Genomic DNA, 25,633 nt, shown 5'->3' on the forward strand with positions numbered 1-25,633 from the left:
CATGGCGCGCCCCAGACGCAGCAAGCCCCATCGCATGTCCAAGACCCACGACCGGAGAGCTCACGACCTGCCGCGAAATGCAGACGTGATTCCCGTGGAGATCGACGATCCGCTGGCGCTCGAGCCCGGCGATAAGATCGTCGCGTTGCGATCGGTCCGCAGCGACCCGCTCGGCCGGCTGCACGCGCACAAGCAGCTGGATGACGCCCAATACCGGGCCGGACGGGCGTTCCAGAACGATTGGGAGCGGGCCGAGCGAGGCCCGCAGGCGGTCGATCCCTCGCGCGAGCACGTTGACGGCGCCCGCGGGCGTGAGCCGGTCACCGAAGGCCAGAGGCAGGCGGTGCTGCGGCTCAACCGCGCCGAGCGCGAGCTCGGCGCCGACGGCGCGGCGATCACCCATGACGTCCTGGTGCACGGCCTGACCATGGAGCAGGTCGGACACAAGCGGGGGCTCGCCAGCCAGCGCTGGAATGATTATTTTGCCCGGCGCTTCAAGGAGTGCCTGGACCGGCTGGCCGTGGTCTACGGGTTGTCCACCGACAGGGTCTCCAGGAAATGCGATGGGGCCGTGCGATCGGGCCATCGGGGCGAGAGCTAACGGCCGGTACGACCGGCACTCGTTCCGTCGTCGACGGGTACGAGCGCCGGTCGGACAATCGTTTTCCCTCAGGGATGCGGCGTCACGACATAAGTGGTGCTGTAGGGCTCGACGCGCAGCGAGGCATGCGACAGCAGACCGATCTTGGCCGAAGGTGCCATCTGCAGCTCGCCGTTCGGGCCGCGATGAACGTTGTACTGCCAGGCTGAGAGGTCGCCTTTCTGCGCCAATGCGCGCGCAACGGCGCTGGCATCGTTCCCGCCGATCGTTGCCAGCTCTTCGCTATTGAGACCGATGACGATCTCGTCCTTGACGGTCACCACCTTGAACAGCGAGGTCGCGCTGTCCCCGGCGCTCGCCATCGAAGCGGTGAGCGCCAGCGCGGCGACGGCGCTGAAGAATGGGCGTGTCAGTCTGGAAGGCATGAGAACTCCTGTTGCCGACGGCATGATGGACGGCGTCGGTGTGCAGCCATTGGTTCCCGACGGGGGGCCGTCGGTTCGAAGAAATCGATGCGGCGGTGGGCTGAACCAGGGGGCGTGACGTCGCGTCTAAGCACGATTGCGGAATGCGTACGTGCCGCCGGACGGCCGGGGTGGTCCCTGAGTTGACACAGGTCAAGCTGCACGCCCGGGCATGTTGTATTTGGGAACGAGTGAAGTGAAGGGTGATGCCATGTTCAGCGGGAAATATCGATCTCCTTCGGCCGGTGGAAAAATCGCGATTGCGGCCGTCGCGGCCATCGCCGTGGTGGCAAGCGCGCCGGCGTCAGCTCATGAGCGGGCGGCGGGTCCGGCCAACAAGCCGGTGGTCGCGACGGCGACAGCCGGCGATTTGACCGATCTCAGCGCTCGTCGGCGCTATCGCCGCGTCTACAGGGGCAATCCAGCCGCCGGCTTGGCCATCATGGGTGCAATGATCGGCACCATCGGCGCAATCGCCGCGCATCAGCACGACGACTATTATTACTATGGGCCCGGCTATTATCCCGGACCCGGCTATTACGGGCCGCCACGGGTGTACTACGCACCGCGGCCATATTATGTTCGTCCGTACTACGGGCCGCCCGGTTACTACTACAGTCCGTACTGACGTGACGCGGCGCTCCGTCCATGTTGTGGTGTCGGCTCAGAAGCCGCCGGCGCTGAAACGGAGCGGCTGCACGACGTCGTGCGCCGCCTTGCTGATCGGGACCGCGTAGTCGACGGTAAGCGGTCCGAACGGTGATGCCCAGGTCATGCCGACGCCGACCGAGGAGCGCAGCACGTTCCTGTTCGCCACCTGGACATTCTGGGTCGGGCCGCGATAGCCGAACACGGTTCCGGCGTCGACGAAGGCCGATGCACGCAGGCCGTATTCCTGCGGCAATCCGGGAATGTTGCCCTGCAGCTCCGCCGTGGTCGCCCAAAACAGGCTGCCGCCGACATTGTCCATCGTCGATCCTGGCGTCAGATCGCGCGGCCCAAAGCCGCCCGGCGCGAAGCCGCGCACCATGGTGGGACCGCCGAAGAAGCTGTTGAGCAGCGGCGCCTGCTGGCCGCCCCATCCGGTGATATAGCCGCCTTGGGCGCGCACCATGCCGGTCAGGTCGCTGTTGATCGACCGATAATAGCGGACGTCGCCCGTGGTCCGTAAGAAGCGAACGTCGCCGCCGAGACCGGCGAGATCCTGCGTCAACTGCGAACGAATGCCGCTGGTCGGCACCTTGTTGTTGTCGAGCGAGCTGTAGGTGACGGTATTGCCGAGCGAGGACACCGTCTGCCGTCCGGCTGCGACCGCCTGGCGAACCGGCAGGGACACCGCCGCCGGCGAGATCCCCGGCGCGAGCACCACCCTTTGGTCGTAGAGCGAATAGCGCCACAGCATGGCAGTCTGCTCGCTGACCGGCATGCCCAGGGTGAGGGCACCGCCATAGGTGTTGCTGCCGAACGATTGGAGTGTGCTGACCATGCTCTGTCGCGCGAACAGCTCCATGCCGGGTGTCGTTCGGCCGAGGGCGTAGGGCGAGGTGAAGGACAGGCTGGCGCCTCGCGCGAACTGCCCGTAGGTGAAAGTGGCCTGCGCAGTGTTGCCGGTGCCGAGTACGTTGCGGTCGCCGATCTTCACCTCGGCGAGCAATCCGTCCGTGGACGAATAGCCGCCGGAGACGTTGAAGTCCCCGGTCGCCTGATCGACTGCCTCGACATCCAGCACCACGCGATCCCTGGCCGAGCCCGGCCGCGTCGAGATCTTGACGGTCTTGAAGTAGTTGAGGTTGCGCAGGCGACGTTCGGCGCGGTCGATCAGCGTCCTGTTGTAGGCGTCGCCCTCGCTGACGTCGAACTCGCGTCGAATCACGTCGTCATGCGTGCGCGTGTTGCCGTGGATCTCGATGCGCTCGACATAGCTGCGCCGTCCCTGCTCGATCTGGAAGGTGACGTCGGCCTGCCGATCCTGCGCATGCCGATCGATCCTGGGCTCGACCTGCGCAAACGGAAAGCCGAGCTTGCCAAGTTCGGCCGTCAGGACGTCCGAGGTCTTGTCGATCTTGCTCTGGTCGAAGGTGTCGCCCTGCTGCGTCAGCAACAATGTGCGCAGGCGGTCGCAGGCCAGCCCCTGCACGTTGCAGGAGACGTCGACTGCGGCGAATTTATAGAGTCCGCCTTCCTCGATCGCAAAGGTGAGGTTGTAGCCGCCATTTGCCGCGTCATAGTCGACGCTCACGTTCGTGACCTCGGCATCGGCGTAGCCGTGGTCACGGTAATATCGCCGCAGCAGCTCGCGGTCCTCGTTGACGCGATCTGCGTCGTAGACGTTGCCGCCGGTCACGAAGCTCAGCACGTTGGTGGCCGAGGTCTTGATCACCGCGTGCAATTGTCGGGCGCCATAGGCGCGGTTGCCCGTGAAGTTGATCGCCCTGACCGGCGTCTTCCTGCCTTCGGTGATGGTGAAGACGAGATCGACGCGGTCGTTGCCGCGATCGATGATCTCCGGGACGACGCGGACGTCGTCGCGTCCCGCACGATGATACGCCTGGATGATGCGGGCGACGTCGCCCTGGACAGTTGCGCGTTGCAGGCCGGCTCGCGGCTTTGATAGCACCGCGCCCGTAAGCTCCGCATCCTTCACCTTCTTGTTACCTTCGAAGGCGACGCGATCGAGCACTTTTGCTTCCGAGACGCGGACCACGGTCCGTCCGTCGGCGCGGCTGATCTTCACGTCGTCGAACAGTCCGCTCGCAACCAGCGCCTTCAAGCCGGCGTCGAGCGCGGCGGCGTCGTAGCGCCCGTTGGCGTCAGCGCGAAAATAGGATCGCACGGTGTCGGCATCGACGCGCCGATTGCCCTGTACTGCAAGGGCTTCGCCCGCCACCGCCGGCGGCGCGGACGTCAGCACCGACAGCGTCGCAACGATCAATGCGACGTGTCGCGATCTGCTGTCTCCGCGGTGACGGCTGTTTTGGGTCAACATGCGCGCATCTGCCTGCTCGTCATGCCGGGATGCAAAAGCCGGTGGGCGGCCAAATCATGTCGAGGCCGTGGAGACTCGGGGGCCTGCGATCACGCCTGCGAAGGGTGGCCAGCAGGGAACTGGGCGCGGCCGCAGAATCGACGCAGAGTCGATTCAAACGACGTGCAGCATCGTCCTCATCCGTACGCGCCAGCAGATGCTGATGCGGCGAACGTTTGTCGGGAGCAGACCATGCGCGCGATCGCCTTGGCCCTCATCGCTTGCACTTTCGTTCAATCAGCCCTTGCTGCTGCGGTCGTCCCAGAGATCGACCCACGCGCGTCGCTCGGTGTCGTCCAGAATTGGATCTACAACTATCGCACCAAACCCGACTACGCCCATGTGCCGGCGGCGGTCCGGGTGCTGTTTCATTCGCAGACGTTCAAGGAGCCGGAGAACGCGGGCATCTATCTCGGCTTCATCGCGGGGGCGATCGGCTCCAATCCCGCCAAGGCCGAACAACTCGTCAACAGCTTCTTTCCCGTGCCTCCCGAGGAGGAGTGGGTGGTCGTGCGTGCCATCGCTTATTCGGGTCTGCCGGATTGGCGCAATCTCATGCGCAGGGTCGCGCCGAAGATGCCGGGCCGCCGCGTGATGATCGACGGCTATCTGAGCGGCGCACAGCCGACCTTGATGGACATCCCCTTGGAGGAAACGAAGCCTGGCGTGATGGACAAGCTGCGTGGCGCATTGACGCAGAATCCGTTCAAGAAGGAGGAGCGCAAGCTCGACACGCGGCTCAGCTACGCGACCCACCAGGATCTGCTCGACATCCTCTGGGGTTATTACTTCGCAACCGGCTCGCGCGTACCGATCCAGCGCATCGTGCAGATGCTGCCGTGGTCGAAGAGCCGCGACACGGTCGACAAGCTGACGATCGGCAGCATGGCGCGCTATACGCTTGCCAGCTATTCGGTGCGCGATGCCAGCCTGCGCGACTATCTCCGGGAGGAGCTGGCGCGGCAGTCGGGACCGGTCAAGGAGCCGCTCAGGGAGGTGGTTGAGGCCGCCGATACGGTGCAGCTCGGCGCCGTCCGCAAGGATGCCGTCGCCGCCGTCGAGGAGCTGAAGACCAGGGGCTCTGACGCCCGGCGCAACATGGATTTCTGGGGACAGCTCGGCGTCGGCGCCCTTGCGCTCGGTTGTGTCTCGGCCGCCGCGCTGGGGCAGGTCGCCGTCGGCATCCCTTGCGTGATCGGCGGCTCGGCCTCCCAGGGCCTGCTCTCGTTCTGGGAGAAGCAGCAATAGGCCCTCGGTGGCGCAGCGGCGGCGTTCGTTGGCGGCCGAGGGAAGGGGAGAGCCGGTGGAGTGGACCGGCGGGGCGTCTAGCCCTCAAGGTGCTCTTGCTGCGGAAGCGGCCCGATCGCGTGCCCGATATGCACACTCAAGAGTTGTTCGGCTTTTCGTTTCCTCTACGAAAAGTAGAAAAAGCAGTCAGCGCGCAGTCCCTGCCGGCACGCCTATGAAAAAATCAGGACAGGCTGGCTTTCACTGCAGCCGGATAAACCGGCTCGCGGTGAACCTCCGCGCCAGATTCGTCGACGACGACGATGGACAGCCGGCGGTCGGTGATGCGCGGGTCGTGCCGGAGGCGCCGGGCCAAATCCCGGCTGTGCTCGATCGCCCCTGCACTCGTCGCAAATTCCAGGCCGGTCCGGTCTCTGGTCGGAATGCCATCCTTCATATCGAAATAATAAGTGCGCATGGTCTTCCTGCAGCCGCTGTGTCGCGGGAGTGGGCACGGATCCCGAGCGAGATCCGCAACCCATTCTTCCCCCCAAGCAAACTATAGAAGACCTCTAATGTGGAGGACAAGCTTACCGCTGCCGTAATCCCCCCCGCCTCGTTCGGTAAACGACCGTTTCCACTGGTATCGTCAGCCAGAAACTGCCAGAAGGCTCAAATTGTGACGCCGAAATCAACCAACCGGTCAGTTCGGCTTGCTGCAAGAGTTGTTCGCTGGCATACTTTCAACCTCGTCGGGTTCCGCACGGTCGATTTCCAGGCGGGCCATCCTGAGGATCAGGGTCGCAGTCGTCAGACCGAGACTTTCAGCCTCGATTGCTGCAGTATCTACCTTGCGTGCAAGGCCTTCACGTTTGCTAAGGACTGGCATTACTGTTTCCTGCCAAAGGTGCGAGATGAAGAATTCAACATTCATCGCGGAGCTGCACACGAAGCTCGGAGCCCCATCGAGCGAAGCCGTGGAAAGCCTTCGTCTGCTGAAGGCATTCCTGAAGCTGGCTCCGGGCCAGCGCATCGAGGTGATCGAGATGGTTGAGCGGTTGACCGCGGAGTACCTTTCGGAGACCGATCGCCCTCTGTCCTGAGCTCATCCCTCCCGATTACCTGCAATGGTTGCGGGAGGTCGCGTCGCAATCGCATAGATTGCATCGTCCAGCGCTTCCGATTCGTGCAGCGTCCCGGCCGGCAGCAGAATCTTGTCGCCGGCCGTGCAGATGCGCTCGCCGCCTTCCCAACGAAACGTGAGTCGTCCCTGGATCACGACGAGGATTTCGTCGACGGGATGGGTATGGAAGGCGTGAACCTTGCCGGCCGCATCGTGCTGCAGCTCGATGCAGCCCTGCGTCGGCAACAGCGCCAGGATGTCGGGATCGATCGCGAAGCTGGTCTTCGTTCCAGCGATGATCTGGGTCATGCGGCCTGCTCCTTGTCTGCAATGGACGATCGCTTGGTCTGCGCCAGCTTGTGGAAGGGACAGGCCGGCGGCGGCTGGTTGTCGTCGTAGAGGAAGTACTGTTTGAACTCCCGGCCCTCCGGATTGCCGTAGCGTCCGAGCTGGGGCGAAGGCGCCGTCGTGTCGAACGGGACCAGCCGTTTGCGCACCTCGCCGAAGGCCTTGGCGGCCGCCTCCTCCGTGCCGAGCATCCGTTCGAACACCCAGCGCGGCTGGAAGGTCAGCATGAATGCGCTCGAGCGGCGGCTTTGCCGCATCACATGCGCGGGCGTGCTGCAGACGACGAAGATCGGCTCACCGGCAAACGAAAACTCCCACATCGGATGATCGACGGTCTCGGGAATTTCGGCGGGCCACGGCTGGCTGTCGACGCGCGCCAGCTGATCGAGGATGTGCCAGAACTTCTTGTAGTAAGAGTTGATGGTCTGGACCGGGCGCGGGCGCGTGAACAGCACCAGCGAGGTGTTGGGTCCGTGCGAGCGGCTCTCCGAGACGAACAAGGCGAGCTGCTGGCCGAGCACGTCGATGTCGATGGGGTCGAGAAACAGATAACGAAGCTGATCGTGACGATAGCCCGCGACGCCGAATACGCACGGAAAGGGTCTTGCTTCGCTGCTCATCTGAGCCTCGAATTCCGAAAACAGGACACTTTGCCAGGTGCCGGCCTGATGGCCGGATCGGGCTTCGTCCCTTCTCAAATACAAACGCGACATACTGACCCTCTCTGTTCTTATGCTTAAGTACGAAGTATCAATTTGCGCCTCATCATCAGCGGCCCAAGGAGTCCAGGAAGCGACATCAGAACGAGCATTTCGATCAGGGCTGCGTAGCCGGAATCGCTGGCGGCACTGCGCAGGCTTGATCCGATGTCGGGGTTGAGGCCGCTCGCACTCACCATGGCAAAGGCGATCACCGGCTGAGCCAGTCCGGCAAAAATGCCGGCGGCCGTCGTATTGATCGATGCGCCGACGCCGATGCGCTCCGCCGTGTAGAGATGCTTGGTGCTTTTCAGGATCAGCGGCACGGTGCCCCCGGCCACCAGACCGAGCACGGCGAACACCGCGCCGACATAGAAGAAGCCGAAGCTGTGCGCCAGTGCCGGCAACAGCATCACGACGAGCAGCATGCGCAGCAAGGTGATGGAGATCAGAGCTGCATTGAGCGACTGCATCCGGTCCGCGGCATGGCCGAGAAAGACCGATCCGATGGCGTTGCCGACCATGAAAGCGAGCAGGGGACCGCCGGCCGCCGAAGGTGAGATGCCGAAATAATGCGCGACCATCGGGATGCCCCATACCCCGGCGAGCGTGGTCACGACCGCGAAATGGGCAGCGAAGCTCATGGCGCAGCCCCAGGTCGCGGCCGATCCGAGCGCATGCCAGCTTGTGACCAGGACGCTCTTCAGCGTCCGGCTGGTGTAGTTCGCCGGTGCCGATTTCAAGGTCGCGAACGCGCAGGCAAAGTTCGCGACGCCGACGCAGGCGATGAAGAGAAAGCAGGCGCGCCAGCCGAAGCCGCTGACCGCAGCGGCGAGCGGGGTCGTGGCGAGGACGCCGCCGACATAGCCCGACACCTGGGAGATGCCGGACATCAAGCCGAAACGCTGGTCGGAAAAGCTCTGCGCGACGAGCTTCAGCAGCGCCGTGAACACCAGCGCGTCGCCGCAGGCCACGACCACGCGCGCGACGAAGACGTCGAGCAGGGTGGGCGACAGGGCGAAGGCGGCACTGCCGAGCACCGACGCCGTCATGCTGCACAGCACGACGCGCTTCACACCGTAGCGGTCGACCAGAACGCCCGCGGGGATCTGCATCAAGGTGTAGCCCCAGAAGTAGCTGGAGGCGAGCATCGCGACGCCGGAGGCGTCGGTGCCGAAGTCGCGCATGAAGTCGAGGCCCACGGTCTGCGGCGACATCCGCTGCAGGAAGGCGACGGCGTAGGCGAGCGCGACCGTACCCCACGCAACATAGGCGCGATCGAGGAACCGGAGCGGAGAGGATGCGACCGCTTGTTGTCCGAGCGCCGCCATCACACCCTCGCATAGCCGACGGAGAACAGGGCGTCGGCGGAATCCGGGATGATCCGCGACATCGCGGTCTCGACCAGCGAGGCCCTGCCGTGATAGTCTTGCCTGATGTGCTGGATGTGTCCGTAGGCGCCGCGCATGATCATGCGGGGCACCTCGAGCGGCTTGCCCGGATAGATCGTCGCGCACATCTCGACGCAGGCGGCCTGCAACTCGGCATCCGCCGTCTCATCGAGCAGCGACGGCGCGACTCTCTCGCAGATCTTGGCGTTGGCAGCCCACACGATCGGGTTGCGCGTACGCCATCCGTAAAGAATTTCTTCGCCGGGTGTGACCGAGCCGTGATGCTTGAGGATCTGCGACGTAAAGAACCCATACAGGCCACGACCCTGATGTGCGGGTAATACTTCGGTCCCACTGCGATAAATGGCCGGCCGCTGCGCGATGGTCATCACGCGATAGACTGAGAACGCGACCAGTCCGACGTGATCGTAGACCAGAACGAGGCCGTATTTGCCGGTGAATGGCGACGAGGCCGCGGTCCAATGCGGTTCGATTGCTTTCCAGTTAATTGCAATGATCGAATTCATTGCATCCATGATCGGCTGCCGATCAGGCAGCTCGATCTCCGACGCGTCGGAAAAGCTGTAGACGGTGTAGTCGTCCCAGGGCGAGGCGATGGTCCTGTATCGACCGTCCAAATTGCGCGACATCGCGTGAACTCCACCACTGCAAGGTCGAGCTATACAGGCGGTCCTCCGATGGCTTAAAGGACAATATGCCCTCGAATTCTGCCAACTCTCCCCGGCGTGCTGCGGTGCGTCGAGATAGTGCCGAAAGGCGGCTGGCCATCTTTGCCTTTCCCGGAGTGACGTTGCTCGACGTTTCCGGCCCGGCGCAGGTGTTCGCCGAACTCAGCGAGATCGAGCTGCCAGGGCCGGGCTATGCGCTGAGCTACGTGTCCAAGGAGGGCGGACTGGTGCCGACCGATGTCGGCCTGATGATCGACACTGCGCCACTCTCGTCCCTGAAGCCTGAGGAGGTCGATACGCTGCTGATCCCGGGGGGGCCCGGCATCTGGAAGCTGCGGCAGGACGAGATGGTGATGCAGTGGATCGGCCAGGTGCTCCCCGGTGCCCGGCGCATCGCATCCGTCTGCCTGGGCGCCTTTGCGCTGGCCTGGGTCGGCGCGCTGGAGGGCAGGCGGGCCGCGACACATTGGCGCTACTGCCCCCGTCTGCAGGACAGTTTTCCGAACGTGAAGGTCGAGCCCGACGCGATCTTTGTGCAGGATGGCCGGGTCTGGTCATCCGCAGGCGTGAGCGCCGGCATCGATCTCGCGCTGGCGATGATCGAGGAGGATTTCGGCCATACGATCGCGCTCGACGTGGCGCGCCGGCTCGTCGTCTTTCTGAAACGTCCTGGTGGCCAGAGTCAGTTTTCGACCGTCCTGGCGGCGCAGGCGTCCGACGTCGAGGGTCGGTTCAGTGCGCTGCATGCCTGGATCATCGAGAACATCGCCAGCGACTTGCGGGTCGAGGCGCTGGCCGCGCGAGCCGGCATGACGCCGCGCACCTTTGCGCGCACCTATGTCAGCCGCACCGGCATGACCCCGGCACAGGGAGTCGAGGCGCTCAGGGTCGAGACGGCGCGCCTCCTACTCGAAAGCCGCCAGATCGAAAACGTGGTCGAAATCGCCAAACGGGCGGGCTTTGGCGACGACGAGCGCATGCGGCGGGCGTTCCTGCGGCATCTCGGTGTGTCGCCGTCGGAGTATCGGCGCCGCTTCTCGGGCTGAGCGGCGCTTGCCGCAACCGGGGCTGACAAGACTCGCCGGACTCGGCGCCCTTTCCTTTGCTTTCGGGTCAATCCCGCCGCTCGCTTTGAGGCCGGTGCGGCCATGCCTTATGCGAGCGCTCAAAGCCTTCCGTAAAAGGCCACGTGTATAATGCTGAAAATTTGATGCAGATCCGCCTCCGCCGAGGGGAAAGGCCAATGACCAACATCGTTCCCTTTCGCACGAGGACACTCTCTCCTGAGGCCGCCTTTGCGAGCGCTGAGCAGAAGGCGGTGGTTGTGGTGGCCGGTGCTGGCCTCATGGACACCGTGCGAGTCGGTGCATTCAGCGTCAGGGAGGATGCGAGAAAAACTGTCCTCCTCCTCGATCTTGCCCTGCAGCATGCGCGAGAGCTCTCGGGCCTGTTGCGGACGAGCGCGCGCGACGGATCTATGATCGTCACCTCGCTTCGATCGAATACGCTTTGCAGATTGCGCGTCAACGTATAGCCGCATTCTGACAGCCGCTGGCGGCTTTCCTCCGCATCCATTTGTACGGCGACGCAGGGAGTCGGATGTGGTAGTTGGATCTGTCGTGGAGGAAGCAACGATGACCCAAACCAAACTGGAAGTGCCCGCTGAACTGCGGGACCTGGCCGAAAAGACCATCTCGCAGGCTGAAAAAGCATTCGAGATGTTCTTCGACGCAGCCGGCAAGTCGATCGGCACAGTTCCCGGGCCTGCCGCCGACATGTCCAAGCAGGCGCTCACTCTTACCGAGCAGAACATCAAGACGGCCTTCGAGCACGCTCGAAAGCTCGTTCACGCCACCGAGCTCGAGGAGGCGATGCGGATCCAGTCCGAGTTCCTGCGCAGCCAGTTCACCAACGCCGGTGAACACATGAAGACGATCACGGCGAGCATCATGTCGGCCGCGAGCAAGGCGACCGAGCCCAAGAGCTGAAGCGCGAGCCTCGCCGTCGCAGGAGCGACGGTCTGCATGGACGGAACTCGGCGGCAGTGCTGCCGCCGAATGGATGCGAGCGGACGAGACGGGCGAAAGAGCCCAGCCCTATTTTCGCAGGCTGCCGATATAGGCGGCGATGTCGGCTGCCTCCAGCCGGTTGAGCGGGAAGCTTGGCATCTTCGGATGCGGGTCGAGCAGGAAAAACGCGACCTTCTCCGGCGTGAAATCCGTTCTCTGAGCAATCTGGGCGAAGGAGGGAACGTCCGCGCTGGCCTGCTTCTGCGTCCCCTCGATGAGGTGGCACGAGGCGCACCAGCGACGGGCCAGATCTCCGCCGTGATCCGGATCGGCGGCCCAGGCCGGTGTCGATGCCGCAGCCGCGATCGCGATCGCCATAACTCTCATCACCGAGGCGTGCATCAAGGAACTCCTGATCTTTGTCTGTTGGGTGGTGGCATACCTCGCCGGAGTGACGGCGGGTGGCTCACGAAGGAATGTTTCGCCCCGGAGAGGAGCGTCTTGGCGGCTCCGTCTCGCAGGCACGCGCGGCACGTCGATGAATCTCGACGTCAATTACAGCATGATTTGGGAAAGTGGGACAGGTCGATCCGGCTGACGATTGCCTTCAGGAGCGCGGTCGCGCGGCGCAGCCAAGACATATCGGCCGGGCGAGACACGTCGGTCGAGGCGGTGATCGTCAACTCTTCCGCAACGTAGGACATGTCGAGCCCTCCCTGTCGCTCAGCATCTTTCCGCTCAGCCTGTTGACGAGATGCGTACCGCCACATGCTGGGCATGCGGCCGCCTCATAGGCATCGAACTGGTCGGCAAGAACCGGTGCGGCCAAGTCGATCTGAACGTTCGATCCCGTCTGGGAGCAGCGAAAAACGAGAGTTTCCATCATCTGAACATGACAAATGCCGGCATCGATGCCTTGATCTGTCTCAACAGACGATGAGGCGACCGGCGCGTGCCGGACTGCCGGAGGACAGAATGTCAGGTCAGGCTATGCGATGCGGCCTTCGCCCTGCCGATCCGTTCGGCAACGTTTACCGTGGACACGGAACCCGTCTGGGCCGCACGGAGGGCCGCATCGATCTTCGACTTCACGCGCCGCGCTGCGAGCGCAGCGAGTCTGGTCTGGGTGCGTCCGGTCTTGATCTGATCGCCAAACTCGTACCGCCATTCCCAAATGTCCGGTTCAGCAGTCGCCACGACGGTATATTGAACACCTCGGTGGATCACGGAACCCCCCCTGTCAACACTTCCACTCAAAGTCAATGTCTAACCAATCTACAATCAATCCGGGCAAATACGGGACTGGAACAATTGCCAGCTCCGCGGTGGTTAGAGGGTTAACACCACCATGCCGACAATGTTCCGCAGGTGCCCGGCTTCCGTGCACACTTTTCCGATGCGGATATCGGCCGTGCACAATCGGCGGAAATCGCGGGGCAGCCTGAAGACGCAGACGGGGGCTGCGTTCAAGGGCCCGAAATCTGCCAGAAGGGCGGACGACGCGTGTGGCGGATTCGAGTTCCGATCGATGGCCGGCAGGAGATATCAAGGCACGACATGCCGGAGTCGATGTTGGTCCGCCATCCCGAGACGAGGTCCATCTTGCTTGCCGATGATCAAGAGCTGGCGAAGACAGATAGCGTGGCAGCCGGCAACGGGAACGGAGGTCGTGACCTCCGGGTCGACGCGTTCCGGGGGCTCGCCCTCTGGTTCATCTTCATCGATCATGTTCCGGACAATTCGCTGGCGTGGCTGACGCTGCGCAATTACGGCTTCAGCGACACCTCCGAGGTGTTCGTCTTCGTCTCCGGCTACACCTGCATGCTCGCCTATGGCGGAGCGCTGCCGAAGCAGGGCTGGGCGACCACGGTGGTGCGGGCGCTGCGGCGCGCCTGGGAGATCTATGCGGCGTTCCTGGTGCTGCTGCTCGCCTATGCGGCGCTGGTCTGGGTGATCGGCGGCGGCACGCGCTTCGTCGACGAGACCAACACCGGCTTCTTCTTTCGCGAGCCCGGGCCCACGCTGGTGCATGTGGCGCTGCTGCAATTCGCGCCCGTCAACACCGACATCCTGCTGACGTTCGCAATCCTGCACATCTGCTTTCCCGTCATCCTGTGGCTGATGATCACCAGCGCGACGTTGACGCTGGTGCTTTCATTCCTGCTCTACATGATGGTTCAGCTGTTCAGCTGGCAGGTGCCGGCGTGGCCGAGCGGCGAACTGTATTTCAATCCGTTCGCCTGGCAGTTCCTGTTCGTGATCGGCGCCTGGTACGGCTGTGCCGGCACCACGCGCCTGCGTCCGCTCCTCGACTCGCGAGCGCTGTTGATCGTGGCGATCACCTATCTCGCGTTCAGCCTGTTGATGGCGCTCAGCTGGGAGTTCAAGAGTCTCGAGAACCTGATCCCGTCGGCCATCAGCGGCCTGATCTATCCGATCTACAAGAGCCACCTGGCGCCAGTGCGGCTCTTGCACTTCCTGGCGCTTGCCTTCGTGGTGTCGCGGCTGGCGCCGCGGGACTGGAAGGGGCCGATTCGTCCGCTGATGACGGCCATGATCAGGTGCGGCGAGAACTCGCTCCCGATCTATTGCCAGGGTGTGCTGCTGGCCTTCCTCGGCCAGGTCATTCTGACCGACGTGGCGAGCGGGCTGGCGATGCAGCTGCTGATCAGTGTCGCCGGGATCGCGATCATGACCATCGCGGCCACGCTGCTGACATGGGAATCACAGCTCGACCGGCGCGGGCCGCGGCTGTTCTGACCACCGCTCCTCAACGCCGGCGTGCGACGGTGACCCCGAGCAGGAAGGCGACGAACAGGCTCGCGAGCGGCGCCTCGCGGGTGATCGCGCTGATGGTCGACAGGGCGGTTCCGGGCCGCCGCGCGGCCCTCGCCGCTTCGCTCAGTCGGTCGACGGCCGCACCCAGCGTGCCCACCACCTCGCCGAGTGTGTGTGACATGTCCGTCGCGGTGTCGAGCGCGCGTTCGGCAACGCCCGGCTGTGGAGGTGTTTCGAACGTTTCGCTGTTCACTGTCGTTGCCTTCTTGCCGCGGCTCGTCGGATTGGCACCCCCGTGCCGACGCGATTCGGCCGAGGGCGAATGTAGTGCTCCTGAAAATGCCGGCTGATGCGATTGGTTCCCATGGACCGAGACGTCGCTGGCGAAGCATGCGGTGCAAAATCGCGCTACGCTGGGCGACCGGCCGTCGATGAAAGGATTCCGTCTTGGCTTCTCCAGACCTTACAGCGCCACATCGCATCGCCGTCCTTGGTGCGCCGATCGATCTCGGCGCGTCGGTCCGCGGTACGCTGATGGGGCCTGCTGCGCTGCGCACCGCAGGTCTCGTCACCGTGCTGGAAAGCCTCGGGCTCGACGTCACCGACTACGGCGATGTCGGCATCGCCGACATGACGGAGCAGGTTGACGAGCCCCCGATGAAGGCCAAGCACTATCGCCAGATCCAGCGCTGGTCGCGGGTGCTGGCGCGTCGCAGTCAAGAGCTGGCGCAGACCGGCGCCATCCCGGTGTTCCTCGGCGGCGACCATTCGCTGTCGATGGGGTCTGTGAACGGGATCGCGCGCCATTGCCACGAGATCGGGCGGGAGCTGTTCGTGCTCTGGCTCGACGCACATGCCGACTACAACACGCCTGAAACCACCATCACGGCGAACATGCACGGCATGTCCGCCGCGTTCTTGTGCGGCGAGCCGGGTCTCGATGGTCTGCTCGGCGACGAGGCACGCACGTCCATCACCCCAGATCAGTTGGAGCTGTTCGGCATCCGCTCGATCGACAGAGCGGAAAAGGAACTGCTGCGTCTCCGGCGTATCAGCATCGCCGACATGCGCGCCATCGACGAATTCGGCGTCGGCGTGCTTATGCGCCGGATCCTCGACAAGGTTCGTGCGCGGAACGGCGTCCTGCATGTGAGCTTCGATGTCGACTTCCTCGATCCCGAGGTCGCCCCCGGCGTCGGCACGACCGTACCGGGCGGCGCGACCTATCGCGAGGCGCATCTCATCATGGAGATGCTGCATGATTCCGGCCTGGTCCGTTCGGTCGACATCGTCGAGCTCAACCCGTTCCTCGACGAGCGCGGCAAGACCGCGCGCGTCGCCGTCGAACTGGTCGCCAGTCTGTTCGGTCAGCAGATCACGGACCGGCCCACGCCGACCAATGCGATCGTTCCAGATCAATAGAGCGGATGCCTCCTCACTCGACCTCGGTGAGCCCGAGGCATCCGCGATCTCGGGCTCAGTAGCGGGCGTCGTACATCTTCGACTCGACGAAGCCGAGCAGATCGTTCGGCGCAGGCCCTGTGGCGAGCCCGTTCTGATAGGCAACGCCGGCCACCGCGGCGCCGATATGGGCAGACACCTCGCGGATGCGCGGCAGCGCCGGGTAAAGGCTGCCCTGCTCAAGATCGGCGCCGGTGACGCAGTTCGCCAGGGTATGCGCGGCGGCCATGAACATCTCGTCGGTCACCAGCCGCGCGCCGCTGGCGATGGCACCCAGGCCGACGCCGGGAAAGATGTAGGAGTTGTTGCCCTGGCGCGGCACGAAGGTCTTGCCGTCGAGCTTGACCGGATCGTAGGGGCTGCCGCAGGCGAACAGCGCGCGGCCCTGGGTATAGCGATAGGCCGACTCCGCGGAGCATTCCGCCTTCGAGGTCGGGTTGGAGAGCGCGAAGATGATGGGTCGCTCGTTCAGCTCGGCCATGGCCTGCAGCACTTCTGGCGTGAAGGCGCCGCCGACGGCCGCCACGCCGATGATCGCGGTCGGCTTCAGCGTCCTGATCGAGGTCAGGAAGTCTGCGATCGGCGCCTGGTCGTGCGCATAGCGCAGCTTGTGGCCGTGCAGGTTCTCTCGCCCCTTGATGACGAGGCCGCGCGAGTCCGTCAGCCAGTTGCGCCGCAGCGCCTCTGCTTCGGACAGGCCCTCGGCCATCATGGCGGAGACGACGAGATCCGCGATGCCGGTGGCCGCCTCGCCGGCCCCGAGGAACAGCACCGTCTGGTCGCGGAGCTTGCCGCCGGTGATGCGCAGCGCCGAAAACAGGCCGGCAAGCGCCACCGCCGCCGTGCCCTGGATGTCGTCGTTGAAGACGCAGGCGTCGTCGCGATATTTGTGCAGCAGCTTGAATGCGGCGTGGTTGGCGAAGTCCTCGAACTGGATCAGCACGCCCGGGAAGGCGGCGCGGGCCGCGGTCATGAACTCGTCGACGAACGTGTCGTAAGCTTCGCCCGTAAGGCGCTTCTGGCGCAGCCCAATGTAGTAGGGGTCGGCCAGAAGCTCTTCGTTGTTGGTGCCGACATCGAGCATGACGGGCAGGCACTCTTCCGGATGGATGCCGGCGCAGGCCGAGTACAGCGACAGCTTGCCGACCGGAATGCCCATGCCGTTGGCGCCGAGATCGCCGAGCCCGAGAATGCGCTCACCGTCGGTGACGACGATCAGCTTGGCGCGATATGGCCAGTTGGCGAGGATCTCCGCGATCCGGCCGCGGTCGTTGGCCGAGATGAACAGGCCGCGCGGACGCTGGAAGATCAGACCGTATTTCTGGCAGGCGAGGCCGACGGTCGGCGTGTAGATCAGCGGCTGGATCTCGTCGATGTTGTCGCAGACCACCCGGAAGAACAGCGCTTCGTTGCGGTCATGCAGTGCGTTCAGTGCGACGTACTTCTCGAGGTCGCTGGACAGGCTGCGAAGATTGACCAGGATCCGCTCGGCCTGGGCCTCCATCGACATGACCCCGGCGGGCAGGAAGCCGCGCAGGCCGAGCGCATCGCGCTCCTGCTCGGTAAAGCCGGTGCCCTTGTTGAGCAGCGGATCGCGCAGCAGCGCGAGTCCGCGCGGAGAATAGGGGGGTAGCGTCGATGCGCTCATGCGTTGCGGCTGGGTCAAGGCAGTCTCCGAGGTCCTTTGTTCGAGCACCGCCATACCGGAGCGCGCCCGGCGTTGATCGGCATCAATCGCGGCGGGATGGCGGGAACGGGACTGTTAACACAGTTTACGTTCCGCATTGCACCAATGACGTTGTGCAACTGCGTTGCAGCCCACGCAAAGGAAAATGCGATGGCCGCTAGGCGCGGCCCGTGACGAATGACCAAAGCAGCGCCAGCACGGCGATGGCCATGATACCTGTCCCCATCCACCCCAGGGCGATCAGCCAGGTCCGTCCGCGGAAGCGGCCCATCAGCCTGGGATTGGACACGATCACCATCATCATCGCCATGATCGGCACAGCGGCGATGCCGTTGAGCACGGCGCTCCACACCAGCATATGGATCGGGTCGATGCCGGTGAAGCCGAGCCCGAAGCCGATGATCGTGGCGGCAGCGATGATGCTGTAGAAGCCGACCGCCTCGTCCGGCTTGGCCTCCAGGGTCGCGTGCCAGCCGAAGATCTCGGCGACGGCGTATGCCGCCGAGCCCGCCAGCACCGGGATCGCCAGCATGCCGGTCCCGATGATGCCGAGCGCGAACAACAGGAAGGTGAAGTCGCCCGCGAGCGGGCGTAGGGCTTCGGCCGCCTGCGTCGCCGAGTCGATCCTGGTGATGCCATGCGCGTGCAGCACCGTGGCGGTCGTCACGATGATGAAGAACGCGATCGCGTTCGAGAAGATCATGCCGATCGTGGTGTCGATCCTGATCCGTCGGAGGTCGGGGTGGTCCTTCTTCGACAGCTCGCGCAAGGGACGGTCGACCTTGCCCTGGTTCATCTCCTCGACCTCCTGCGAGGCCTGCCAGAAGAACAGGTAGGGGCTGATGGTGGTGCCGAGCACAGCCACCACCGTCAGCAGATAGTTGGCCTCCGTCGAGAAGCTGGGCCAAACCGCCGCGAGCAGCGCCGTGCTCCAGGGCACTTTGACCATCAAGGCGGTCGCGACGTAGGCGAACAGGCTGAGGGTCAGCACCTTGATGAAGGGTGCGTAGCGGCGGTAGGGCAGGAATACTTGGAGCAGCGTCGAGCCGGCGGCGAAGATCAGCGCGTGCTCATGATTGAGACCGCCGATCACCAGCGACAGCGACTCCGCCATCGCCGCAATGTCGGCTGCGATGTTGAAGGTGTTGGCGCCGACCAGGAGCGCGACGAGGCCGAAGACGATGCCGCGTGGCGCAAGCGCGGTGATGTTGGCCGCCAGCCCTTTGCCGGTGACACGGCCAATGCGCGCGCTCACCAGCTGGATCGCGATCATGAAAGGCGCTGTCAGAAAGACCGTCCACAACAGCCCGTAGCCGAACTGCGCGCCGGCCTGGGAGTACGTCGCTATTCCCGACGGATCGTCGTCGGCGGCACCGGTCACGAGACCTGGACCCAACAGCCGGAATACGCTCCAGAGCGACCGTTTCGGCTTGTTCGGTTCAGATCCGATGGTCGTGGCCATGGCAGCGCTCCCCCGGCGGTGTATGTCTCTCGAAGTCGCACGACCCCTTTTTGTTCCCGGCTCCGGAACCGGAGGAGATTACCAGCGTTCCAGATCACGTCGGATTTCGACCAGGGGGAGCGCGTGCCGGACCAGCGACAAACAGGGCACGATCAGGAGCTCGGCATGGCCGAGCGCGAGAGGCTTTTTTCCGGAGGCAGTGAGCTGGCCGGACTGATGTTGCGGTTCGATTGGGAGAGCACCTCGATCGGACCGCCGGCGCGTTGGCCGCAGAGCCTGAAGACGGCCGTCAGGATCATGTTGACATCCCAACAGCCGATCTGGATCGGTTGGGGCAGGGAGCTGATCTATCTCTACAACGATGCTTACAAGACCATCATCGGCGGCAAACATCCGTGGGCTCTCGGCCGACCGATCTCTGCAGTCTGGCACGAGATCTGGGAGGACATCGGTCCGTTGCTGGCCAAGGCCGGCGGCGGTGATCAGGGCACCTATGTCGAGGCGCAACTCCTGATCATGGAGCGCAACGGCTTTCCCGAGGAGACGTACTACACATTTTCCTACAGTCCCATTCCGGACGACGATGGATCACCCGGAGGAATCTTCTGCGCGAACACCGATGACACTCAGCGCGTGATCAGCGAGCGCCAGCTGTCGTTGCTGCGCGAACTGGCAAATGCCGGGGCCGGGGCCCGCAGCATCGATCAGGCCTGCGCAAGCTGCGCGGACGCCTTGGCGCGGGAGTCGCGCGACCTGCCGTTCGCAATGATCTACATGACCGACCCGGACGGCGAGGCGGCGCGACTGGAGGCCCTGACCGGCATCGACCGCGATCATCCTGCCGTTCAGCCGAGGCTGAGAATTCAGCCGGAGGGAACGTGGCCTCTGGCTGAAGCGCTGAAGCTGCAGGATGCGGTGCTGGTTCGTGACCTTCCGCGGCGGTTCGGCCTCAGCTTTCCGACCGGCGGATGGCGTCAGCCGCCACAGCACGCCGTTGTGCTTCCGCTGCCCGCGTCGGGGGAAGCCGGACGGGGCGGATTCCTCATCGCAGGTCTCAATCCGTTCCGTCTCTACGACGAGAGCTATGCCCGCTTCCTGAACCTCGTCGCGGGGCAGATTGCAGCGGCCGTCAGCAATGGCGGGGCCTATCAGGCAGAGCGGCGTCGGGCGGAAGCGCTGGCCGAAATCGACCGCGCCAAGACGACGTTCTTTTCCAACATCAGCCACGAGTTTCGCACGCCGCTGACGCTGATGTTGAGCCCGCTGGAAGACCTGCTCGGCCGCGACGAGGCCCAACTCACCTCCGACGCGCGATCCGTCCTCAGCCTGATCCACCGCAACGGCATTCGCCTGTTGAAGCTCGTCAACACGCTGCTCGACTTCTCGCGCATCGAGGCCGGCCGCATGACCGCGCACTTCGAGCCGATCGATCTTGCGGTTTTCACGGCCGAGCTCGTATCCAACTTCCGCTCGGCGACGGATCCTGCCGGCCTGCGTCTCACCATCGACCCCACGCCCCTGTCCGAGCCGGTGTATGTCGACCGCGACATGTGGGAGAAGATCGTTCTCAATCTGGTGTCGAATGCGTTCAAGTTCACCTTCGAAGGTGAAATCGCGGTGTCGATCGGCTTGTCCACTGACGGCAATCATGCCGAGCTCAGGGTTCGCGACACCGGCACCGGCATCCCGCCCAGTGAACTGCCGCACCTGTTCGAACGGTTCCGTCGCATCGAAGGCGCGCGCGGCCGATCCTTCGAGGGCAGCGGCATCGGTCTCGCTCTCGTTCAGGAGCTGGTGAGGCTTCATGGAGGGGAGATCGCTGTAGACAGCGAGCTCGGCCGCGGCTCGGTTTTCACCGTGCGCATTCCGCTAGGCTCGGCGCATCTGCCAGCGGGCCAGATCGGACCTTCCCGTGTCCTGGCCGTTACCAACGTCCGTGCCGAAGCCTACATCGAGGAGGCGCTCGGGTGGTTGAACGGCGGTGTGCCGTTCGAGCTTCCTCACCCGTCATCATCCGACGACCTGGGAGTTCGCTCCGCGACGGCATCGGCCCGTGATCGCGTGGTGCTCGCGGACGACAATCCTGATATGCGCGACTACGTCCGCCGTCTGCTCGGCGAGGATTATGACGTGGAGGCGGTCAGCGATGGCATGGCGGCCCTGGAGGCCGTCCGACAGCGCCGCCCCGATCTCGTGCTGACCGACGTCATGATGCCGGGGCTCGACGGCTTCGGCCTGCTGAAAGCGCTGCGTAGCGATGCGCAGCTTCGCGACATTCCTGTGGTCATGCTGTCGGCGCGCGCCGGAGAGGAGGCCAAGGTCGAGGGGCTTGATGCCGGGGCGAGCGACTATCTCACCAAGCCGTTCAGCGCGCGCGAGCTGCTGGCGCGGGTGCGCGCCAATATCGATCTGTCGCGGGTGCGGCACGAGGCCGAGATCGCGCTGCGTGAGCTGAACGAGCGTCTGGAGACGCAGGTCTCCGAGCGTACCGCGGAGCTGCAGGCCAAGGAGGCGCGGCTGCGGACGATCTTCGAGGCGAGCTACACGTTCCAAGCGCTGCTCTCGTCCGATGGGACGCTTCTGGACGCCAATGCGACCTCGCTCGAAGCGATCGCTGCGCCGCTGCACGAGGTCGCGGGGCTGCCATTCTGGGAGACGCCGTGGTTTGCGGGTACGCCCGGCATGCCCGAGGTGATCAGATCCCTGGTCGACGCCGTCGCTCGCGGCGACGGGGCGCGCCAGGAGCTGCAGCTCGAACTGCCGGTCGGCGGCTCGCGCTGGTTCGACTTCCAGATGCGGCCGGTGCGGGACGAGACCGGACAGGTGGCCGCCATCGTGCCCGAGGCGGTCGAGCTGACCGAACGGCGCAAGGCGGAGGAAGCATTCCGCCAGGCCCAGAAGATGGAGGCGATCGGCCAGCTCACCGGCGGCGTCGCGCACGACTTTAACAATCTGCTGACCGTGATCCGGTCGTCGGCCGACCTGTTGCGCCGGCGCCAGCTGTCCCCGGAGCGCATGCGGCGCTACGTGGATGCGATCTCGGACACGGCGGATCGCGCCGCCAAGCTCACCGGACAGTTGCTCGCCTTCGCGCGGCGGACGCCGATGGAGCGCCGCGTCTTCGATGCCGCGGGGCATATCGAGCGGATCGAAGAGATGCTGCAGACCGTCCTCGGAGCGCCGGCCGTGATCGAACTCGACCTCGCATTGCGGCCGCTTCCGGTCGACGTCGACATCAATCAGTTCGAGACAGCGCTCGTGAACCTCGTCGCCAATGCGCGTGATGCGATGGAGGGGCAGGGCGTCCTGACCATTCGCGGCGAGATCGTCCGAGAGGACGGTCGGCCCGGGCAGTCGTCGTTCGTCTCCATTGCCGTCAGCGACACCGGATCCGGCATTCCTCCAGATCAGATCGACCGGATCTTCGAGCCGTTTTTCACCACCAAAGGGGTTGGGCGCGGCACCGGCCTCGGCCTGTCTCAGGTCTACGGCTTCGTTCATCAGTCCGGCGGACGGGTGCTGGTCGACAGTGAGCTCGGCAAGGGCACGAAGCTGACATTGTTGCTCCCGCTGACGCACAAGCAGCTGGGACCGCGCGAGCGGAGCGAGCAGGGTCCCGAACAGCTCGCCGCGCGCTGGAATGTGCTGGTCGTCGAGGACAATCCGGAAATCGGCGAGTTCTCCACGCAGTTGCTCGAGGATCTCGGCTACCGAACGGTGCTCGCGCGCAGCGGAACGGATGCGCTGCGGATGATCGACGAGGATCCCGAGAGCTTCGACCTCGTGCTCAGCGACGTCGTGATGCCCGGCATGGACGGGGTGACGCTCGGCCAGGAAATCCGCCGGCGGCTGCCGATGATCCCGATCGTGCTCAACAGCGGCTACAGCCATGTCCTCGCCGACGGCGACCGTCACGGTTTCAGCCTGATCCAGAAGCCTTACTCGGTCGACGAGCTGTCGCGCGTGCTGCGGCAGGTCATGGCCGCGCGAGCCGCAGGCGCGAAGCCGGCGTCGTCGGCATGAGAACCGCGGCAGCTTTCCCCTGACCTGGTGGGCCTCGCGCGATCCGCACTTGAAGGATCGCGCCGGACCGGCGTATTTTCGGTCTCCGGGGGAAGTCTCATGGCAGACGAGAAATGGCGGCTGCGCGGCGGTCGGGCGCAGCGGCGGATATTCGCTCTTGTCTCGGGCGCGGCGCTGGTGACGAGCGGCGGCGCCCTTGCCAAGGACGATGAGGCGGACGCGGCGGCGCCGGGCCTTGCCAACGTCTACATCGATTTCCGCACGAACTACGCCTATGTGCCCGGCGGAGCATTGTCGACGGGCCTTGGCGACACCTCCCTGTTCGGGACGCTGTCGCAGCTCGCCACCTTGCGCAAGCTGCTCGACCGTCCAGCCTTGCCAGGACGGCCGCAACTGTCGGCTCCGACCAACCAGGGCCTTGGCGTCGACGTCCCGCTCACGGTCGATCTCGGCGACGCGTTGTCGCTCTACGCGGGCTTCACCGGCAGCACGTCGTACAACGGCCTGTCCGGCTGGTCCGACGTGGCGGTCACGAGCTGGTTCCTCGGCTTCCAGGCCGATGTCTATCAGCAGAACGGCGGCGCGCTTCCGACGCTCACCTTGCAGTCGACGCTGACCAGGTCGGTGCCGGACGCGCCGTTGGCGACGACCTCGTTCAACACCGTCATCGAAGCCAAATACGCGCTCGATCCGGATGAGATGAAAGGCTGGCTCGCCGGCGTTCAATATACCCATGTCGAGGTCGACTCAGTGCTAGCGCATGTCGGCAGCACGACGGCGGGCTATGTCGGCGGCTTCTATCAGTGGGAGAACAACTGGAAGGTCTCCGCGCGCGTCGGCCTCCAGTCGTTCGGCGGTGCGCAGCTGCTTGCTGTCACGCCGATCGCGCCCTACACGCAGCCGCTGGTCAGGCTGGATCTCGACCGCATGGACGATGACGACAACCGGCTGTTCGGCATCACCGCGCAGATCGCCTGGGCGCCGAAGCCGGTCTACCAGCTGACGGTGAGAACGCCGCTCTACGCGATCAAGAACTGACGGGTTGATCGAAGCTTCGCGCCGGCTCGTGTCAGCGCATGCTCACGAACTTGCCCCAGAGGGCGGCCAGCAACGCGCCCGTCATCATGTAGTGCGGCTTGTCGCAGAACAGGCTGCCATATTGACAGACATCGGCGCCGACCGCTCCGAGCTGGTGCTGGCTCGCCACATAGAACAGGGCGGACAAGCCGGCGAGCACGACCGCAACGACATACATCAGAAGATCTCCTCCGCCGGCCGCGCCCGACGGGCTGAAGTTGCGTTGCCGGCCGGCGCAACTATCTGCGCTTGACACGTCGGGCAAATCAGGCGCATTTTGCCATCGTCGAAGAAATCATAGAGCCCGCGCCGCGAACTCGGCAGCGGGCTTTTTGTTCGCTCGGACCGGATTTGGAGCGGCGGTTATCGAAATCGCAAGGCCTGACTGCTGCATTTCGATCAAATTTGACACGTCGGGCAAATCACCGGCATAGTGTTATTATCGAATTTTCCGAAAAGATGATGTCGGGTTGTCCACGGGCATTTGACGTGAGCAGCGCAGGCCGGCATCGGCTGTCGACCATGATCGCCGGCAATTCATCGCGCGCCGGCGCGAAGACAACTTCGAACATCCGGTTACTCGCTGGCCCGCGCGAACGGGCCGGCGCGTGGGCGTGGCGACCGTCGCTCCGCCCGCAGCGGTCCCTTGTTTGAGCCGAGGGATAGGGTTCGCGCCTGAAACGATCGCGCGTTCGGCTGCGATCTGCCGCACTTTTCCTTCGCCCAGGAGAGAGGGGAAGATGACCGCCTATCTCATCGCGCTCGCCCTGATCGGCCTGGTGATGATCGCAGCCGCCGATGCGATCTCGTGACGATCACCAACCTCGCATTCATCATCCATGATACCGGACTTGACCATGTCGAAGACGATCACCGAGCTGAGAGCCGATTTCCAGCACCTGCGGCGCTGGCGCAAGAGCGTGGAGCAGGCTCAGAGCTATACGTTCAAGGCCGTCATCACGGTCATCGCGACCGGTCTGATCGGTGCGATCTGGCTCGGCATCAAAGTCGTGCTCGGAAGGTGATGCCGTGCCAGCCAGGATCTCACGGCGAGGCCGCCGCTTCCGCATCAGGGAGGTCGACGCTTGCGAGCCTGACGTCCTCGACACCTTGAAGGAGCTCCATGCGCGCACATTCCTCGATTGCGCGCCTCTGCCCGATTTCGAGAGCGGACAATGGTGGATATCGACCGAGCTCGGACGGCCCGTCGCCTTTGCCGGAATGGTGCCGTCATCCCTCGGCAAAGGCATAGCCTATCTTTCGAGGGTTGGTGTTCTCCAAGAGCGCTGTGGTTACGGCCTGCAGCGGCGGCTGATGCGTGCGATCGAACTGCGCGCGCGTCGCTCGGGCCTGGATTGCATCGTTTCGGACACGACCTGCAACATCGTCTCCGCGAACAATTTCATTCGGTGCGGATATGTGTTGTTCCAACCGGGCCGGCCCTGGGCCTGGGGGAACTCGCTCTATTGGCGCAAGATGATCGGCCGGTGAGCTGTCGACCGACGCCTTATGCGGATTGCATTGCGCTGCAGCAGAATTAAGCCGGTCCGACAGCTCCGACCCGGGCCTT

At 64.3% G+C, this 25,633-nt stretch carries 27 protein-coding genes; 13 read left to right on the forward strand and 14 right to left on the reverse strand.

Features of this window, described 5'->3' with window-relative positions; genetic code table 11:
- Position 1: 1 nt before the first annotated feature.
- Positions 2–601 carry a DUF6456 domain-containing protein gene (locus QX041_RS17730; RefSeq protein WP_316166110.1) on the forward strand — a complete coding sequence of 200 codons (600 nt, stop codon included), beginning with the start codon at positions 2–4 and terminating at the stop codon, positions 599–601.
- Between the two features lie 68 nt (positions 602–669).
- On the opposite strand, the gene QX041_RS17735 is transcribed toward QX041_RS17730, so the two are convergent.
- Positions 670–1,026 (reverse strand): hypothetical protein, encoded by a 357-nt coding sequence (locus tag QX041_RS17735; protein WP_316166111.1) that lies wholly within the window; start codon positions 1,024–1,026, stop codon positions 670–672.
- Between the two features lie 250 nt (positions 1,027–1,276).
- On the opposite strand from QX041_RS17735, the gene QX041_RS17740 reads away from it, so the two are divergent.
- Positions 1,277–1,693 (forward strand): hypothetical protein, encoded by a 417-nt coding sequence (locus tag QX041_RS17740; RefSeq protein ID WP_316166112.1) that lies wholly within the window; start codon positions 1,277–1,279, stop codon positions 1,691–1,693.
- A gap of 36 nt (positions 1,694–1,729) precedes the next feature.
- On the opposite strand, the gene bamA is transcribed toward QX041_RS17740, so the two are convergent.
- Complete coding sequence (bamA, locus tag QX041_RS17745; RefSeq protein ID WP_316166113.1) at positions 1,730–4,051, reverse strand: outer membrane protein assembly factor BamA; 2,322 nt, start codon at positions 4,049–4,051, stop codon at positions 1,730–1,732.
- Positions 4,052–4,282: 231 nt separating this feature from the next.
- Between bamA and QX041_RS17750 the strand changes: the two genes are divergently transcribed.
- Positions 4,283–5,338, forward strand: coding sequence for a hypothetical protein (locus QX041_RS17750; RefSeq protein ID WP_315825140.1), 1,056 nt, complete (start codon positions 4,283–4,285; stop codon positions 5,336–5,338).
- 223 nt (positions 5,339–5,561) lie between these two features.
- Here QX041_RS17750 and QX041_RS17755 read toward each other — a convergent pair whose 3' ends face one another.
- Entirely contained in the window at positions 5,562–5,795 is a 234-nt protein-coding gene (locus QX041_RS17755; protein WP_315712992.1) for a DUF6894 family protein, read from the reverse strand.
- 225 nt (positions 5,796–6,020) lie between these two features.
- Positions 6,021–6,251, reverse strand: a complete 231-nt coding sequence (locus QX041_RS17760) for a hypothetical protein (protein WP_315712990.1) — start codon at positions 6,249–6,251, stop codon at positions 6,021–6,023.
- On the opposite strand from QX041_RS17760, the gene QX041_RS17765 reads away from it, so the two are divergent.
- Positions 6,232–6,420: a hypothetical protein gene (locus tag QX041_RS17765; protein WP_316166114.1), complete on the forward strand. Its 189-nt coding sequence runs from the start codon at positions 6,232–6,234 to the stop codon at positions 6,418–6,420. The two genes, QX041_RS17760 and QX041_RS17765, sit on opposite strands and share 20 nt — an antisense overlap.
- 2 nt (positions 6,421–6,422) lie before the next feature.
- Here QX041_RS17765 and QX041_RS17770 read toward each other — a convergent pair whose 3' ends face one another.
- The 4 genes from QX041_RS17770 to QX041_RS17785 all read right to left on the reverse strand — a co-directional run bounded on the left by QX041_RS17770 (position 6,423) and on the right by QX041_RS17785 (position 9,527).
- A complete protein-coding gene (locus QX041_RS17770; protein ID WP_316166115.1) occupies positions 6,423–6,749 on the reverse strand; it encodes a cupin domain-containing protein in 327 nt (108 codons plus the stop codon).
- Positions 6,746–7,408, reverse strand: coding sequence for a YqcI/YcgG family protein (locus QX041_RS17775; protein ID WP_410051875.1), 663 nt, complete (start codon positions 7,406–7,408; stop codon positions 6,746–6,748). Before QX041_RS17775 ends, QX041_RS17770 begins: the two co-directional genes overlap by 4 nt.
- A 116-nt stretch (positions 7,409–7,524) precedes the next feature.
- Positions 7,525–8,817 (reverse strand): MFS transporter, encoded by a 1,293-nt coding sequence (locus tag QX041_RS17780; RefSeq protein ID WP_316166118.1) that lies wholly within the window; start codon positions 8,815–8,817, stop codon positions 7,525–7,527.
- On the reverse strand, positions 8,817–9,527 hold the full coding sequence (locus QX041_RS17785; RefSeq protein ID WP_316166121.1) for a hypothetical protein: 711 nt from the start codon (positions 9,525–9,527) through the stop codon (positions 8,817–8,819). The genes QX041_RS17780 and QX041_RS17785 overlap by 1 nt, the downstream gene beginning before the upstream one ends.
- Positions 9,528–9,592: 65 nt before the next feature.
- On the opposite strand from QX041_RS17785, the gene QX041_RS17790 reads away from it, so the two are divergent.
- From QX041_RS17790 to QX041_RS17800, 3 genes are all read left to right on the forward strand, one after another.
- A complete protein-coding gene (locus tag QX041_RS17790) occupies positions 9,593–10,612 on the forward strand; it encodes a GlxA family transcriptional regulator (protein WP_315753489.1) in 1,020 nt (339 codons plus the stop codon).
- Positions 10,613–10,809: 197 nt separating this feature from the next.
- Positions 10,810–11,100 (forward strand): hypothetical protein, encoded by a 291-nt coding sequence (locus tag QX041_RS17795; protein WP_315712976.1) that lies wholly within the window; start codon positions 10,810–10,812, stop codon positions 11,098–11,100.
- Positions 11,101–11,200: 100 nt separating this feature from the next.
- Entirely contained in the window at positions 11,201–11,554 is a 354-nt protein-coding gene (locus QX041_RS17800; protein WP_315713636.1) for a phasin, read from the forward strand.
- 108 nt (positions 11,555–11,662) lie between these two features.
- Here the strand turns inward: QX041_RS17800 and QX041_RS17805 are convergent, their stop codons facing one another.
- Both QX041_RS17805 and QX041_RS17810 read right to left on the reverse strand, forming a co-directional pair.
- Positions 11,663–11,977 (reverse strand): c-type cytochrome, encoded by a 315-nt coding sequence (locus tag QX041_RS17805; RefSeq protein ID WP_315712974.1) that lies wholly within the window; start codon positions 11,975–11,977, stop codon positions 11,663–11,665.
- 149 nt (positions 11,978–12,126) lie between these two features.
- The gene (locus tag QX041_RS17810) at positions 12,127–12,279 is read right to left on the reverse strand and encodes a hypothetical protein (RefSeq protein WP_315712972.1); all 153 of its coding nucleotides are present in this window, start codon (positions 12,277–12,279) and stop codon (positions 12,127–12,129) included.
- A gap of 865 nt (positions 12,280–13,144) precedes the next feature.
- On the opposite strand from QX041_RS17810, the gene QX041_RS17815 reads away from it, so the two are divergent.
- A complete protein-coding gene (locus tag QX041_RS17815; protein WP_410051877.1) occupies positions 13,145–14,335 on the forward strand; it encodes an OpgC domain-containing protein in 1,191 nt (396 codons plus the stop codon).
- Between the two features lie 10 nt (positions 14,336–14,345).
- Here the strand turns inward: QX041_RS17815 and QX041_RS17820 are convergent, their stop codons facing one another.
- On the reverse strand, positions 14,346–14,606 hold the full coding sequence (locus QX041_RS17820; RefSeq protein ID WP_315712969.1) for a hypothetical protein: 261 nt from the start codon (positions 14,604–14,606) through the stop codon (positions 14,346–14,348).
- 194 nt (positions 14,607–14,800) lie between these two features.
- On the opposite strand from QX041_RS17820, the gene rocF reads away from it, so the two are divergent.
- Complete coding sequence (gene rocF, locus QX041_RS17825; protein WP_316166125.1) at positions 14,801–15,775, forward strand: arginase; 975 nt, start codon at positions 14,801–14,803, stop codon at positions 15,773–15,775.
- A 55-nt stretch (positions 15,776–15,830) separates the two neighbouring features.
- Here rocF and QX041_RS17830 read toward each other — a convergent pair whose 3' ends face one another.
- Both QX041_RS17830 and QX041_RS17835 read right to left on the reverse strand, forming a co-directional pair.
- A complete protein-coding gene (locus QX041_RS17830) occupies positions 15,831–17,462 on the reverse strand; it encodes an NAD-dependent malic enzyme (protein ID WP_316166195.1) in 1,632 nt (543 codons plus the stop codon).
- A gap of 196 nt (positions 17,463–17,658) precedes the next feature.
- Entirely contained in the window at positions 17,659–18,963 is a 1,305-nt protein-coding gene (locus tag QX041_RS17835; protein ID WP_316166127.1) for a divalent metal cation transporter, read from the reverse strand.
- Positions 18,964–19,128: 165 nt separating this feature from the next.
- On the opposite strand from QX041_RS17835, the gene QX041_RS17840 reads away from it, so the two are divergent.
- Both QX041_RS17840 and QX041_RS17845 read left to right on the forward strand, forming a co-directional pair.
- Positions 19,129–22,986, forward strand: a complete 3,858-nt coding sequence (locus QX041_RS17840) for an ATP-binding protein (protein ID WP_315712964.1) — start codon at positions 19,129–19,131, stop codon at positions 22,984–22,986.
- Between the two features lie 99 nt (positions 22,987–23,085).
- The gene (locus tag QX041_RS17845) at positions 23,086–24,024 is read left to right on the forward strand and encodes a hypothetical protein (RefSeq protein WP_316166129.1); all 939 of its coding nucleotides are present in this window, start codon (positions 23,086–23,088) and stop codon (positions 24,022–24,024) included.
- Between the two features lie 31 nt (positions 24,025–24,055).
- Here QX041_RS17845 and QX041_RS17850 read toward each other — a convergent pair whose 3' ends face one another.
- Positions 24,056–24,241 carry a hypothetical protein gene (locus QX041_RS17850; RefSeq protein ID WP_315753501.1) on the reverse strand — a complete coding sequence of 62 codons (186 nt, stop codon included), beginning with the start codon at positions 24,239–24,241 and terminating at the stop codon, positions 24,056–24,058.
- 679 nt (positions 24,242–24,920) lie between these two features.
- Between QX041_RS17850 and QX041_RS17855 the strand changes: the two genes are divergently transcribed.
- Entirely contained in the window at positions 24,921–25,088 is a 168-nt protein-coding gene (locus QX041_RS17855; RefSeq protein WP_315753630.1) for a hypothetical protein, read from the forward strand.
- Between the two features lie 4 nt (positions 25,089–25,092).
- Positions 25,093–25,554 carry a GNAT family N-acetyltransferase gene (locus tag QX041_RS17860; protein WP_315712959.1) on the forward strand — a complete coding sequence of 154 codons (462 nt, stop codon included), beginning with the start codon at positions 25,093–25,095 and terminating at the stop codon, positions 25,552–25,554.
- The last annotated feature ends 79 nt before the right edge of the window (positions 25,555–25,633 follow it).

This window comes from Bradyrhizobium sp. SZCCHNRI2009, from assembly GCF_032485115.1.
In the GTDB taxonomy this organism is placed as follows: Bacteria; Pseudomonadota; Alphaproteobacteria; order Rhizobiales; family Xanthobacteraceae; genus Bradyrhizobium.